We start from the raw sequence: 14,096 nt of genomic DNA on the forward strand, positions 1-14,096 counted from the left end.
GGCGACGCCATGAACCGACTGGATCAAAGCATGAAAGCCGTCATCTGCCGTTCGCCCGGCGATCTTGTTGTGGAAGACCGCCTGGCGCCGGGCACACCACCGCCGGGCTGGGCGCTGGTCGCGGTCAGTCATGTCGGCATCTGCGGCACCGACTATCACATCTTCGAGGGCAAGCATCCGTTCCTCGCCTATCCCCGCATCATGGGTCACGAGGTCTCCGGCACCGTGATCGAGGCCGGCGAAGGCGTCGACCTGCCGGTGGGCGAGCCGGTGATCATCAACCCGTATCTCGCTTGCGGCAAATGCATCGCCTGCCGTCAAGGCAAGCCGAATTGCTGCGTCGGGATCGAAGTGCTCGGCGTCCACCGCGACGGCGCCATGTGCGAACGGATCCTGGTGCCGGCGCAAAATCTTTACCCGGCCAACGGCCTGTCGCTGGCCGATGCCGCCGCCGTCGAATTCCTGGCAATCGGGGCGCATGCCGTGCGGCGCTCGCTGGCTGATCCCGGCGCGCGCGCGCTGGTCATCGGCGCCGGGCCGATCGGCCTCGGCACGGCGCTGTTTGCCCGCATTGCCGGCCTCGACGTAACGCTGCTCGACATGAGTGCGGAGAGGCTGGGTTTTGCTGCAAGCGAACTCGGCTTCGCCACCCTCGACGCATCACGGCAGTCTGCGACCGATCTGGTGCGCGAGGCGACCAACGGCGAAGGTTTTGACGTGATTTTCGATGCCACCGGCAACACCCAGTCCGTGCAGTCGGCCTTCGCCCATGTCGCGCATGGCGGGACGCTGGTCCTGGTCAGCGTCGTCAAGGACGACATCGTCTTTTCCGATCCCGAATTCCACAAGCGTGAGATGACGCTGATCGGCAGCCGCAACGCTCTGCGCGCTGACTTCGACCATGTCGCTGCCTCGATCCGCGATGGTGCTGTGCCGCTGGCAAAGCTCGTCACCCATCGCACGACGCTTGGCGACACGCCGCGCGACCTCGCCCGCTGGGCACATGCGAAATCCGGCCTGATCAAGGCCGTCATCCAGGTCGGATAAGACCGGACCTAAAGCGCCGATATCCTGAGCTCGACGCGCTCGGCCGGAAACCGCGTTTCGGCGAACTGGATCGGCTGGCCGTCCGGCGTGACGTTGACGGCGACCGTGACCAGCACGATGGCGCCGGGCTGCAGATTAAGATCGGCAAGGTCGGCGGCGTCCGCATGACGGGCCGACAGCACCGTCGATTGCCTGAGATAGTCACCGATGCCGAAACGCTGGAATGAGGCGGTCACCGATCCGGTTTCGGCCATGGCGGCATCGATGCCGGCGAAGCGAGCCGCATCGAACCAGCCGGTGGCACGCGAGACCGGTTGCCCATCGGCTTCGCCGCGTGTCTCGAGGCGTATGACAGTCGAGCCCCTGGCAAGCCCCAGCCCTTCGGCGACGCGCCGGCTGGCCGGCTCGACCGCCGATTCGAGCAGCACGCTGCGGCGCTCCGACGCCTGCCCTTGCAAGCCCTCCGAAAAACGGGTGCGGGCGCCGATCGGATAGGACAGCCGCTTGCGCGACAGCACAAAAGTGCCGCGCCCCTGTTCGGCCCTGAGCACGCCATCCTGCACCAGTGCGGCGATGGCGCTGCGCACCGTATGGCGGTTGACGCCATAGCGCTCGGCCAGTGCAACTTCCGGTGGCAACGCAGCATTCTCGGCAAAGTCGCCGACGGCGATCGAATGCAGGATCTGGTCGGCGATCTGCCGCCACAGCGAGACGCCGCTGCGCCGCTCCAAGCTGCTGGCCATCTGCTGACCGATCATCTCTTTGCCCCGATCTTTTCGGCCCTGTCATCCATCCGTCATGGACACGCATTAGAAAATAGATATAATTTGTATAATTGTCTATATCAATAGACGAATTTTCGATGCAAGGGAATGTCAACCATGCGAGGACAGGAAGCGCGCGATCAGCAGCTTGAGCGCAAGGCGGTCATGGCGACGCTGGCGCAATCGACCGGCGACGATATCGTCCGCCTCTGGAACGAAGCCGGCCTGCCTTCGGAAGCAGAGCTCCTGCGCGGCCCCGAAACCGGCCTGGTCACCGTGCGTGGCCGCATCGGCGGCGGCGGCGCGCCTTTCAACGTCGGCGAGGCGACAGTCACCCGCGCGACGGTGCGGCTGGCCTCGGGAGAAGTCGGCCACTGCTACGCGCTCGGCCGTGACAAGCAGAAAGCAAGACTGGCGGCGATCGCCGACGCGCTCTGGCAGGATCCCACCCGCCGCAACGAGGTCGAGAGCAAACTCATTGCGCCGCTGCAGGCCGCACTGGCCAGCAGACGTGAGCGGCGGCGCGCCGAGACGGCGGCAACGAAGGTCGATTTCTTCACCATGGTACGCGGAGAAGACTGATGGACATCGCAACCCAGGCGATCGAGGGCGGCTTTGTCGATCCGGTGTTCGACGCCCAGACGGTGTTCCGCGCCGTGATGGACGCAATGGCGCGGCCGGGCACCCTGCAGCCTCTGCCGGCCTTTGCCCGCCCGCCGGCGCCGCTGTCGGCCACCGCGGGCGCCATCGCGCTGGCGCTGTGCGACAACGACACGCCGCTCTGGTTCGACCTCGTCTTGCAGGCCCCAGCAGCGGTGAAATCCTGGCTCGGCTTCCACACCGGCGCGCCACTGGCCCACACGCCAGCCGATGCGCATTTCGCGCTGATCGCCACGCCGGCCGAGATGATGGCGCTCGACGGCTTTTCACAAGGCACCCAGGACTATCCCGACCGCTCGACGACGTTGATCCTGCAGGTCAGCGATCTCGCCTCAGGGGGCCCTCTGCTGCTCGAAGGTCCTGGCATCGAAACAACCGCGACAATCGCGCCGGCGCAGATGCCGCGCCACTTCGTCGAACAATGGAAGCAGAACAATCAGCGTTTCCCCCGTGGTGTCGACATTATCCTCGCCACCCCGGAAGGCGTTGCCTGCCTGCCGCGCACGACGCGCATCAAGACGATGGAGGCGTGATATGTATGTCGCGGTAAAAGGCGGTGAAGCGGCCATTGCCAACGCCCACGCCCTGCTCGCCGACCGCCGCCGCGGCGACCGTTCCGTGCCGGCGCTGCGCCTCGACCAGATCGTCGAGCAGCTGGCGCTCGGCGTCGACCGGGTGATGAGCGAAGGTTCGCTCTACGATCGCGAATTGGCGGCGCTGGCCATCGTTCAGGCGCGCGGCGACATGATCGAGGCGATCTTCCTGGTTCGCGCCTATCGCACCACGCTGCCGCGCTTCGGCTACACCAGGGCGATCGACACCGGCGCGATGCTGGTCGAGCGGCGCGTGTCGGCGACCTACAAGGATCTGCCCGGCGGCCAGCTGCTCGGCCCGACCTTCGACTACACGCATAGGTTGCTCGATCCCGAGCTTGCCGCCGGCGGCGATGTCGCCGAGCCGCTGCAGCGCGCCAGCGACGCGGACGCCATGCCGCGCGTCTCTGCCATCCTTGCCCGCGAAGGCCTGATCGAGCCTGACGGCGACATGCCGCAGGACCATGTCCCCGGCGACATCACTCGCGAGCCGCTGGAATTCCCGATGGCGCGCGACATCCGCCTGCAGGCGCTGTCACGCGGCGACGAGGGTTTTTTGCTGGCGCTCGGCTATTCCACCCAGCGCGGCTATGCCCGCAACCATCCCTTCGTCGGCGAGGTTCGCATCGGCGAGGTCGAGCTGGAACTCGACGTGCCGGAGCTGCCTTTCGCCGTACCGCTGGGTACTGCGCGTGTCACCGAGTGCCAGATGGTCAACCAGTTCAAGGGCTCGGCCAAGGCGCCGCCGCAATTCACCCGCGGCTACGGCCTCGTCTTCGGCCAGAGCGAGCGCAAGGCGATGGCCATGGCGCTCTGCGACCGCGCGCTTCGCGCAACCGAATTCGGCGAAGATGTCGTCGCCGCTGCCCAGGACGAGGAATTCGTCATCTCGCATTCCGACAATGTCCAGGCGACCGGCTTCGTCGAGCATCTGAAGCTGCCGCACTATGTCGACTTCCAGGCAGAGCTCGACCTGGTGCGCCGCATGCGCGCCGAGCACGACGGCCGCGAAAACGGCGGCAAGATGGAAGAAAAAAGGGAGGCCGCGGAATGACCGCACAACCGACCGATATCGCAACCTACAACTTCGCCTATCTCGACGAGCAGACCAAGCGGATGATCCGCCGCGCGATCCTCAAGGGCATCGCTATTCCCGGCTATCAGGTGCCGTTCGCCTCGCGCGAAATGCCGATGCCCTATGGCTGGGGCACCGGCGGCGTCCAGGTTACCGCTTCGATCATCGGCCCCGACGATGTGCTGAAGGTCATCGACCAGGGCGCCGACGATACCACCAATGCGGTTTCGATCCGCGCCTTCTTCAAGAAGGTCGCAAATGTCGCCGTCACCACCGACACGGCGAAGGCGACCATCATCCAGACCCGCCACCGCATCCCCGAGCACCCGCTGACCGCAGGCCAGGTGCTGGTCTATCAGGTGCCGATTCCCGAGCCGCTGCGCTTCCTCGAGCCGCGCGAGACGGAAACGCGCAAAATGCATGCGCTGGAGGAATACGGCCTCATGCATGTAAAACTCTACGAAGACATCGCCAGGCACGGCCGCATCGCCACCACCTACGCCTATCCGGTCAAGGTCGAGGGTCGCTATGTGATGGACCCGTCGCCGACGCCGAAGTTCGATAACCCGAAAATGCACCGTTCGCCGGCCCTGCAACTGTTCGGTGCCGGCCGCGAAAAGCGCATCTATGCGCTGCCGCCTTTCACCGAGGTAGTCAGCCTCGACTTCGAGGACCATCCGTTCGAGGTGCAGACCTTCGACCAGCCCTGCGCACTGTGCGCGGCCGAGAACGTCTATCTCGACGAGGTCATCCTCGACGACCATGGCGGCCACATGTTCGTCTGCTCCGATACCGACCATTGCGAGAAGCGGCGCGAGCAAGGCCATCGCGGCCACCTTGCGCCCGAGACCCCTCCTGCCCTGGAAAAAAGGGAGCCGGCGCAATGACCGACGAACCGCTGCTGCGCGTTTCCGCGCTGTCCAAGTTCTACGGTTCGCGCATTGGTTGTGAGAACGTCAGCTTTGACCTGTGGCCGGGCGAGGTGCTGGCAGTGGTCGGCGAATCCGGTTCCGGCAAGACGACGCTGCTCAACTGCCTGTCGACCAGATTGCTGCCGAGCTCCGGCACCGCCAGCTACCGCATGCGCGACGGCCAGTTCCGCGAGCTCTACCGCATGAGCGAGGCCGAGCGCCGCTTCCTGATGCGCACCGACTGGGGTTTTGTCCATCAGAACCCCGCCGACGGGCTGCGCATGACGGTTTCGGCCGGCGCCAATGTCGGCGAGCGGCTGATGGCGGTCGGCGATCGCCACTATGGCAAAATCCGCGCCACCGCCGTCGACTGGCTGTCGCGCGTCGAGATCGACGAGGACCGTATCGACGACGAACCGCGCGCCTTTTCCGGCGGCATGCGCCAGCGCCTGCAGATCGCCCGCAACCTCGTCACCGGGCCGCGGCTGGTGTTCATGGACGAGCCGACCGGCGGCCTCGACGTCTCGGTGCAGGCGCGCCTGCTCGACCTGTTGCGCGGCCTGGTCACCGATCTCGGCCTGGCGGCGATCGTCGTCACCCACGACCTTGCGGTGGCGCGTCTGCTGTCGCAACGCATGATGGTGATGAAGGACGGCCGCGTCGTCGAAAGCGGCCTCACCGACCGCGTGCTTGACGATCCCCGCGCGCCCTACACCCAGCTTCTCGTTTCTTCCATTCTGCAGGTGTGATCATGGCAACCCCGCTCGTCGTCTCCGATGTCGCCAAGAGCTTCACCATGCATCTGCGCGACGGCATCAAACTGCCTGTCGTCGCCGGCGTGTCGTTCTCGATCAGGAGCGGCGAATGTGCCGTGCTCGGCGGCCCCTCCGGCGCCGGCAAGAGCTCGATCCTGAAGATGCTCTACGGCAACTATGCCGTCGATGCAGGCCAGATCATCGTCCAGCACGAGGACGGGCTCATCGATCTGGCGACGGCCAGCCCACGCACCGTGCTTGCCGTGCGCCGGCTCACGATCGGCTATGTCAGCCAGTTCCTGCGCACAGTGCCGCGCGTCTCGGCGCTGGATGTCGTCGCCGAACCGCTGGTCGAGCGCGGCGAGGACCGTGAGGTCGCGCGCGGCAAGGCACGCGCCTTGCTGGCGCAACTCAACCTGCCGGAAAAGCTCTGGATGCTGCCGCCGGCGACCTTTTCCGGCGGCGAGCAGCAGCGCGTCAACATCGCGCGCGGCTTCATCACCGAGCACCCGATCCTGCTGCTCGACGAGCCGACAGCCTCGCTCGACGCCAGCAACCGCGACGTGGTGATTGCGCTGATCGCGGCCAAGAAGGCGGCCGGCGTCGCCCTGCTTGGCATCTTCCACGATCTCGACGTGCGCGAGGCAGTGGCCGACCGCGTCATCGACGTGACCGCTTTTGCCGCCGGGAAGATCGCCGCATGACCAGAAAACTGTCGGAAACGCCGCTGGTCCACGAAACGGCGGAAGTCGACAACTCGACGCTCGGCCGCTGGACCGAGATCGCCGAACGCTGCCGGCTTTCGGAAAGTACGCTCGGTGACTATTCCTACATGATGCAGGACTGCAGTGCCTGGTGCGCGACGATCGGCAAATTCGCCAACATCGCCGCCAGTGTCCGCATCAACGCCACCAACCATCCGACCTGGCGGCCGACGCTGCACCATTTCACCTATCGCGCCTCTGACTATTGGGACGACGCCGAGCACGAGAGCGAATTCTTTGCGCAGCGCCGCGCCAAACGGGCCACCATCGGCCACGACACCTGGCTTGGCCACGGCTCGACCATCCTGCCCGGCGTCAGCGTCGGCGACGGTGCGGCGGTCGGCGCCGGCGCCGTGGTGTCGAAGGACGTCGCGCCCTACACCATCGTCGGCGGCGTGCCGGCCAAACCGATCCGCGAACGCTTCGACCGCCGCACGGCGGAACGCTATCAGGCACTTGCCTGGTGGGATTGGGACCACGCCCGCCTGCGCGCCGCGCTCGACGATTTTCGCGCGCTTTCGGCGGAAGCATTTCTGGAAAAATACGGCAGTTGGTGAATGGTCAATAGTGAATGGCGGCAGGGAAGCCGTTCTTATCACCATTCACCATTCACCATTCACCACTTGATCGAACTGCCGCCGCCGGCTCGCCCCCTTCAGCCTGTGGACGGTAACAAAACTGACATCAATCCGACACCGCGGTTTCATGCGGCTGCGCTAGCCAAAGGTTAACAGACCTTCAACTGCGACTGGACTGGAACCTGCTCTATGCCAGCAACCTCAGCCACGCTCGAGATCCGCGGCGTCACCCGTCGGTTTGGCAGGAACACCGCCGTCAGCAATGTCGACATCTCGATCCCGCACGGCCAGATGGTCGGCATCATCGGCCGTTCGGGTGCCGGCAAGTCGACGCTTTTGCGCATGATCAACCGGCTCATCGATCCGAGCCAGGGCTCGATTTTCTTTAACGGCGCCGAAGTCTCCAGCCTGCGCGGCTCGCTGCTCAGGCGCTGGCAGCGCGATTGCGCCATGATCTTTCAGCAGTTCAACCTGGTGCCGCGCCTCGACGTGCTGACCAATGTGCTGCTTGGCCGGCTCAATCACCGCTCGACCGTTGTCAATCTGCTCGGCGTCTTCTCCCGTGAGGAACGGGCCGAGGCGATCGCGGCGCTCGAGCGTCTCGACATCGCCCGCACCGCGCTGCAGCCAGCCGGCACCTTGTCCGGCGGCCAGCAGCAGCGCGTTGCGATTGCCCGTGCCATGATGCAGCAGCCGAAAGTCATCCTCGCCGACGAGCCGATCGCCTCGCTCGACCCGCTCAACGCCAAGGTGGTGATGGATTCGCTGCTGGACATCAATCTGCGGGAGGGCCTCACCGTGGTCACCAATCTGCACACGCTGGATACTGCGCGCACCTATTGCAACCGCATCATCGGCATGGCCGCCGGCAAGGTGGTGTTCGACGGACCGCCCGAAGAGCTCAACCGCGAGGCCGTGCGCATGGTCTATGGCGCCGACAGCAATGGCGGCGAAATCTCCGAGGCGATCACCTCGACCAGCGTCGCCATCAAGCAAAAGATCGCCGCATCCGCCGGACCGCTCGAGCCGGCATTTCCCGGCTACTAGGTCGACGATCCGGCAAGTGGATACCGGTATACGAGTATACGAAAGCAGACCACGAAAGAGCGCCTGGACCGCCAGTCCGCATCAAGGCCGGGCATAAAAAGCGCCGTCAAAAATCGAACGCTGCCGGCGCGATGCCGGAACCAACAGGAGAGACGCGAAATGTTTAGAAAAATACTTTTCGGTGCCGTTTCCATCCTCGCCATGGCAATGGGCGCGGTCCAGGCACAGGACCTGAAGGAATTCCGCGTCGGCATTTTGGGCGGCGAGAACGAAGCCGACCGCCTGCGCAACTACCAGTGCTTCGCCGACCACATCAAGCAAGTCCTCGCCGTGGAAAAGGTTTCGCTGTTCCCGGCCGCCGACTACGACGGCGTCATCCAGGGCCTGCTCGGCGGCACGCTTGACTTTGCCGAGCTCGGCGCTTCCGCCTACGCCAAGGTCTATCTCGAAAACAAGGACGCGGTTCAACCGATCCTGACGACGATCCAGACCGACGGCTCGACCGGCTACCGTGCGGTCATGGTCGCGCGTGCTGATTCCGGCATCAAGACGCTCGCCGACATGAAGGGCAAGAAACTCGGTTTCGCCGATCCCGATTCGACTTCTGGTTACCTGATCCCGGTCACGTCACTGCCCAAGGACATCGGTATGGATGTGAAGAGCTACTTCGCGTCGACCGGTTTCGGCGGCGGCCATGAACAGCTTGTCCTTGAAGTCCTGAAGGGCACCTTCGATGCCGGCACCACCTGGGCCTCCGGCGTCGGCGACTTCAACGACGGCTACAGCTCAGGCAATCTGCGCAAGATGGTCGACAAGGGCGTCCTCAAGATGGATGACCTCGTCGAACTGTGGCAGTCGCCGCTGATCCCGAACGGCCCGCTGGTATTGCGTACGTCGATCGACTCCGGCGCCAAGCAGAAGATCACCGATTTCCTGACCAAGCTTCCGGAAACCGATCCGGCCTGTTTCTCGGCGATACAAGGCGGCGATTACAAGGGCTATTCACCGGTCACCCCGGAATTCTATCGGCCGATCATCGACGCCCGTAAGGCGAAGATCGGCTCGTAAGCAAACTGCCAAAACGCCGCCGGGGCCATGTGCCGCCGGCGGCGTTGCCGCATCAGGGGTCGGGGTTCTATCGATGAGTGCGACCGAAATTTACCGCGCGGCCACGCTTTCACCGGAGGGAGCCACCGTCGAGCGACACTGGCGCGACCTCGCCGCCCGCCGGCGCCTTTACACGATCGGCGGCCTGGTTTTGCTGTTTCTTGCACTCTCTGCCTCGCTCTGGTTCGCCAACGAAACCAACGCCGGAAAGTTCTTCGACCGCCTTCCCCACGTCGCCGACTTTTTCGCCGAGCTGAAGCCGCGCGACTGGTTCGACCCGGTGCGCGCGCTGTTCGACCTGCCGTCCCCCTATGACGACGGCAGCCTCAAGTTCGACTACCCGGAAGGCCGGGTCTACCTGACCCAGGGCATCTACATTCCGGAGTATTTCCACCGGATGATCGAGACGCTGAACATCGCCCTGTTTTCGACGCTGGTGGGCGCCACATTCGGTTTCCTGCTCTGCTTCTTCGCTGCAGGCAATATCACGGCCAGCCGCTGGCTCCGTTTCTTCACGCGCCGCTTCCTTGAAATCGTCCGCGCCTTTCCGGAAATTGTCATTGCCGGCTTTTTCCTGGCGATTTTCTCGCTAGGGCCGATTCCTGCGATCATTGCGGTCAGCATCCATACCGTCGGCGCGCTCGGAAAAATGTTCTTCGAAGTCGTCGAAAATGCCGACATGAAACCTGAGGAAGGCTTGCGCGCCGTTGGCGCCAACTGGGTCGAGCGGGTGTGGTTCGGCATCGTGCCCCAGGTCCTGCCCAACTTCATCAGCTATTTCCTGCTCCGCTTCGAGATCAATGTGCGCGCTTCGACCATACTTGGCGCCGTCGGCGCCGGCGGCATCGGCGAATCCCTGCGTCTTTCGATCGGCCGGGGCCATGAGGCCAAGACCATCGCCATCGTCTTCCTGCTGTTCTGCACGATTGTCGCCGTCGACCAGCTTTCGGCATGGCTGAGACATCGTCTTGTCGGTCGGCAGGCGTTCGCATACCGGCGCGGAGAGTAGTGCAATGAATCCGGATGCCATCAACGACATCGCCGCTCGCCACCCGGACGCGTTCCGGCGCTCGCTGTGGAAGCGCTACGCCACTCCGATCGGCATGCTTCTTTGCATTCTCTACACCTTCTATTGTTCGTGGTTCTTCTCGGTCACCGCCGTTCTCGAAAAGGCGAACTGGAACCTTGCCGGCGCGTATCTCGCCGACTGGGTGTCTTACGAAATCCGGCCCGACATCGAATTCAAGGACAATCATCTGACAATCGACTACTCCCGCTTCTCCAAGCTGGGATCCAATCCAGATCCCGACTGGGTCGCCAAGCAGATGGCCGTCATCGAGCGGCAGGTCGAGGCAGTGCCGGCACCGGCGGTCGCGACCAACAAGTCGTCGCAGGATTCGTTCATGGCGCCTGGTGCGCCAACTGCCGAGAAGCCGGCCGCCCCGTCGGGCCAATCCGCTCCTGCGGTGCCTGAAACGGTGCGCGAAAACGCCGTCGTGGCGGCGACCGTCACCCTTGGCAATGGCCAGATCGCCGTCACGCCAAACCTGGTCACCGTGACGCGCGGCGCCGAAACCGTCGTCTTCGACATCGCCAAGGGCAGTTCTGTGACACCGCGCACACCGCTGCCCGACTGGATCGAGCAACGCAGGCCAGGCTCGACAGCCTATGTCTCGTTCGGATTTCTCGGCCGCGCTGAGGTGCAGAACGACGAGGTGGTCGCCTGGCGACGTTTCTTCGGCTGGGCCAATTTCGTGTTCGACACGAACTCGCCATTCTGGGGAAAGCCGTTCAGCGAGGTCGCTTCACTGATCGTCGCCGGGGCTCGCATCGACCCGTCGCGGTCAAACGCGGCGCTCGCCTGGGACAACATTTTGAACAACGCCGAGTGGCAGCACGGCGACGTCTGGCTGAAACTCTTGCAGACCATCGTCATGGCTTTTGTCGGCACCGTGCTGGCCTCGATCGTCGCCTTTCCGCTCGCCTTCCTGGCTGCGCGCAACGTCACGCCGAGCCGCATAGCCAACCAGGTGACAAAGCGCTTCTTCGATTTCCTGCGCTCGGTCGACATGCTGATCTGGGCGCTGTTTTTTACGCGCGGCTTTGGTCCTGGGCCGCTGGCCGGCATGTCGGCTATCTTTTTCACCGACACCGGAACCCTGGGCAAACTTTATTCCGAGGCGCTGGAAAACATCGACGACAAGCAGCGCGAGGGCATCCGCTCGGTTGGCGCCACCCCGGCAATGGTGCAGCGCTACGGCGTGCTGCCCCAGGTTCTGCCGGTATTCCTCAGCCAATCCCTTTATTTCTGGGAATCCAACACCCGGTCAGCGACGATCATAGGCGCTGTCGGCGCCGGCGGCATCGGCCTCAAATTGTGGGAGGCTATGCGCACCAACACCAACTGGGCCAATGTTTTCTACATGGTTTTGCTGATCCTGCTTGTCGTTTTTATCTTCGACAGCATCTCCAGCTATCTCCGCCGCAAGCTGATGGGGACTGTCGCAAACAGCAATGATGAGCGGCGCGTTTCCGCCCGGCTGCCGGCAGTTCAGATCGCCTGAGAGGAAGGCTGCGTCCAGGCACCAGCCTTTTTCCAGCCGCTCTTGATGTGCTTGTAGCCGTCGCGGTAGACGGCTTCCGGGCTTTCCGAAAAATCGCGCCACACCTTGGTAGCCGCCGCCAAATCTTTCAGCGAGCGGCCGAAGGCCTCGATCGTCAGCCAGTCGTCATAGCCGCTCTTGCGGATGGCCGAAAACGTCTCTTGCCACGGAATATGGCCGCGCCCCGGCACGCCGCGATCATTCTCCGAAATATGGATATGGACGACATTTTTGCGGTTGCGCGTATAGGCGCCGATCGCGTCGGTCTCTTCGATATTGGCGTGGAAAGTGTCGTACATCGCCTTGATGTGCGGCCGGTCGATCGTGTCGACATGCTCCGACAGATCGTCCATCGTGTTGAGCAGATAGCATTCGAAGCGGTTGAGCGCCTCCAGCCCGATGGTGACGTTGTTGTTGCCGGCATGATCGCCGATGGCGCGTTGCGAGGCGACGGAGCGCTTTTTCTCCGCCGCTGTCGGTCCGCTGCCGGAAAAGGCGCCGAGCGTCGAATGCAGCGGGCCGCTCAGCGTTCTGGCGCCAAGCGCATGTGTGCAGTCGATCGCCCATTTCATATAGTCGATGCCGGCCTTGCGCGTTGAGGCATCGGCCGAGATCAAATTCATCGCCGGATCGCCCATCGCCGAAACGGCGGTGCGCTCCAGCCCGATGCGGTCGAGCAGCGCACCGAGCTTCTTGTAGTCGTCCGGCGTGCCGGCAAAGATCGGAATTTCGACGCCGTCGAAGCCTGTCGCCTTGATATCCCTGAGCAGCGGCTCGTGTTTCTTCGACACGGCCGTCGTCCACAAAAACATGCACATGCCGATTTTCATCGACGCCCCCTCCAACATGATTTCCGGTTGTTTCCTAGAGCTTCGTCCAGGCTGCGTTCTTCTTCGACGATTTCACGCAGGCCTCGATGAAGGCCATGCCTTCGACACCGTCCTGGATGGTCGGGAAGATGACATCCTTAGCCGGCTTGCCACCCTTCCGGCGCGCCGCGCGCATGGCGCGGGCCGCCTCCTGGTAGATGTTGGCGAAGCCTTCGAGATAGCCTTCCGGATGGCCTGACGGAACGCGGCTGACGCGCCCGGCGACGGGCAGCGCGCCGGCGCCATTTCGGGTGATCAACTGCTTCGGCTGGCCGAACGGCGTGTACCAGAGGTAGTTCGGGTCGGCCTGCACCCATTCAAGCCCCCCCTTCGAGCCGTAGATGCGCAGCTTCAGCCCGTTCTCGTGGCCGGGCGCCACCTGGCTCGCCCACAACATGCCCTTGGCTGGGTGCGACTTGCCGACCGGCTTGAAGCGCAGCATCACATTGACATTGTCGTCGAGTTGCCGCCCCGGCACGAAGGCGTCGAGATCGGCGGAAAGCGCATCGAGCTCAAGCCCGCAGACGAAGCGTGCCAGATTGTAGGCATGCGTGCCGATGTCGCCCAGCGCGCCGCCGGCGCCGGCCTGTTTGGGATCCGAGCGCCACGCTGCCTGCTTCTGGCCGGTGGCGGCAAGGTCCTCGGTCAGCCAGTCCTGCGGATATTCCGACTGCACGATGCGAATGTCGCCGAGCTGCCCCTTGGCCACCATCTCGCGCGCCTGCCGCACCATCGGATAGGCGGTGTAGTTGTGGGTGAGGACAAAGACCTTGCCGGTCTTTTCAACCAGTGCCGCCAGCTTCTTCGCTTCCGCCAACGTCGTCGCCAGCGGCTTGTCGCAAATGACGTGGATGCCGGCTTCGAGAAACGCCTTCGCCGCCGGCACATGCACATTGTTTGGCGTGACGATGGCCACCGCCTCGATGCCGTCCGGCCGCTTGGCCTCGGCCTTGGCCATCTCGGCGAACGAGCCGTAGCTGCGCGCCGGATCGAGCCCGAGTTCCTCGGCCGACGCCTTGGCACGCGCCGGGTCGGATGACAGGGCACCGGCGACCAGCACGAACTCATTGTCCATGCGCGCCGCGATCCGATGCACGGCGCCGATGAAGGCGCCTTGCCCGCCGCCGACCATGCCGTAGCGGATCGGGCCGCCTCCCGTTTCCGACTTCGATGCGCCGACCATGATTTTTCTCCCTCGTTGTTTCTTACCCTCCCCCTTGCGGGGAGGGTCGACGCGTAGCGTCGGGGTGGGGTCGCCGGGCGTGGAGCTCGGCATGAACCGACCCTACCCGGCCCTTCGGGCCACCCTCCCCTCAAGGGGGA

At 64.1% G+C, this 14,096-nt stretch carries 15 protein-coding genes; 12 read left to right on the top strand and 3 right to left on the bottom strand.

Features of this window, described 5'->3' with window-relative positions; all coding sequences use genetic code 11:
• The first annotated feature begins 30 nt into the window (after nt 1-30).
• Nucleotides 31-1,047 carry a zinc-binding alcohol dehydrogenase family protein gene (locus AC0L17_RS24625; protein ID WP_473517715.1) on the top strand — a complete coding sequence of 339 codons (1,017 nt, stop codon included), beginning with the start codon at nt 31-33 and terminating at the stop codon, nt 1,045-1,047.
• 8 nt (nt 1,048-1,055) lie between these two features.
• Here AC0L17_RS24625 and phnF read toward each other — a convergent pair whose 3' ends face one another.
• Complete coding sequence (phnF, locus tag AC0L17_RS24630) at nt 1,056-1,805, bottom strand: phosphonate metabolism transcriptional regulator PhnF (protein ID WP_473517716.1); 750 nt, start codon at nt 1,803-1,805, stop codon at nt 1,056-1,058.
• Nucleotides 1,806-1,928: 123 nt separating this feature from the next.
• Between phnF and phnG the strand changes: the two genes are divergently transcribed.
• From phnG to phnE (AC0L17_RS24685), 11 genes are all read left to right on the top strand, one after another.
• Entirely contained in the window at nt 1,929-2,393 is a 465-nt protein-coding gene (gene phnG / locus AC0L17_RS24635; protein ID WP_473517717.1) for a phosphonate C-P lyase system protein PhnG, read from the top strand.
• The gene (gene phnH / locus AC0L17_RS24640; protein ID WP_473517718.1) at nt 2,393-3,004 is read left to right on the top strand and encodes a phosphonate C-P lyase system protein PhnH; all 612 of its coding nucleotides are present in this window, start codon (nt 2,393-2,395) and stop codon (nt 3,002-3,004) included. Before phnG ends, phnH begins: the two co-directional genes overlap by 1 nt.
• Before the next feature lies 1 nt (nt 3,005).
• Nucleotides 3,006-4,118, top strand: coding sequence for a carbon-phosphorus lyase complex subunit (locus AC0L17_RS24645; RefSeq protein WP_473517719.1), 1,113 nt, complete (start codon nt 3,006-3,008; stop codon nt 4,116-4,118).
• Nucleotides 4,115-5,026 carry an alpha-D-ribose 1-methylphosphonate 5-phosphate C-P-lyase PhnJ gene (locus AC0L17_RS24650; protein ID WP_473517720.1) on the top strand — a complete coding sequence of 304 codons (912 nt, stop codon included), beginning with the start codon at nt 4,115-4,117 and terminating at the stop codon, nt 5,024-5,026. Before AC0L17_RS24645 ends, AC0L17_RS24650 begins: the two co-directional genes overlap by 4 nt.
• Nucleotides 5,023-5,799, top strand: a complete 777-nt coding sequence (phnK, locus tag AC0L17_RS24655) for a phosphonate C-P lyase system protein PhnK (RefSeq protein WP_091595419.1) — start codon at nt 5,023-5,025, stop codon at nt 5,797-5,799. The genes AC0L17_RS24650 and phnK overlap by 4 nt, the downstream gene beginning before the upstream one ends.
• A 2-nt stretch (nt 5,800-5,801) precedes the next feature.
• Complete coding sequence (phnL, locus tag AC0L17_RS24660) at nt 5,802-6,509, top strand: phosphonate C-P lyase system protein PhnL (protein WP_473517721.1); 708 nt, start codon at nt 5,802-5,804, stop codon at nt 6,507-6,509.
• A complete protein-coding gene (locus tag AC0L17_RS24665) occupies nt 6,506-7,126 on the top strand; it encodes a DapH/DapD/GlmU-related protein (protein WP_473517722.1) in 621 nt (206 codons plus the stop codon). Before phnL ends, AC0L17_RS24665 begins: the two co-directional genes overlap by 4 nt.
• 210 nt (nt 7,127-7,336) lie before the next feature.
• The gene (gene phnC / locus AC0L17_RS24670; RefSeq protein WP_473517723.1) at nt 7,337-8,194 is read left to right on the top strand and encodes a phosphonate ABC transporter ATP-binding protein; all 858 of its coding nucleotides are present in this window, start codon (nt 7,337-7,339) and stop codon (nt 8,192-8,194) included.
• A 159-nt stretch (nt 8,195-8,353) separates the two neighbouring features.
• The gene (gene phnD / locus AC0L17_RS24675) at nt 8,354-9,262 is read left to right on the top strand and encodes a phosphonate ABC transporter substrate-binding protein (RefSeq protein ID WP_473517724.1); all 909 of its coding nucleotides are present in this window, start codon (nt 8,354-8,356) and stop codon (nt 9,260-9,262) included.
• 73 nt (nt 9,263-9,335) lie between these two features.
• A complete protein-coding gene (gene phnE / locus AC0L17_RS24680; protein WP_473517725.1) occupies nt 9,336-10,310 on the top strand; it encodes a phosphonate ABC transporter, permease protein PhnE in 975 nt (324 codons plus the stop codon).
• Nucleotides 10,311-10,314: 4 nt separating this feature from the next.
• The gene (phnE, locus tag AC0L17_RS24685) at nt 10,315-11,865 is read left to right on the top strand and encodes a phosphonate ABC transporter, permease protein PhnE (protein WP_473517726.1); all 1,551 of its coding nucleotides are present in this window, start codon (nt 10,315-10,317) and stop codon (nt 11,863-11,865) included.
• On the opposite strand, the gene AC0L17_RS24690 is transcribed toward phnE (AC0L17_RS24685), so the two are convergent.
• Complete coding sequence (locus tag AC0L17_RS24690) at nt 11,853-12,734, bottom strand: sugar phosphate isomerase/epimerase family protein (protein ID WP_473517727.1); 882 nt, start codon at nt 12,732-12,734, stop codon at nt 11,853-11,855. The two genes, phnE (AC0L17_RS24685) and AC0L17_RS24690, sit on opposite strands and share 13 nt — an antisense overlap.
• A 34-nt stretch (nt 12,735-12,768) precedes the next feature.
• Entirely contained in the window at nt 12,769-13,956 is a 1,188-nt protein-coding gene (locus AC0L17_RS24695; protein WP_473517728.1) for a Gfo/Idh/MocA family protein, read from the bottom strand.
• Between the last annotated feature and the right edge of the window lie 140 nt (nt 13,957-14,096).

Source organism: Mesorhizobium sp. WSM4829, assembly GCF_055811475.1.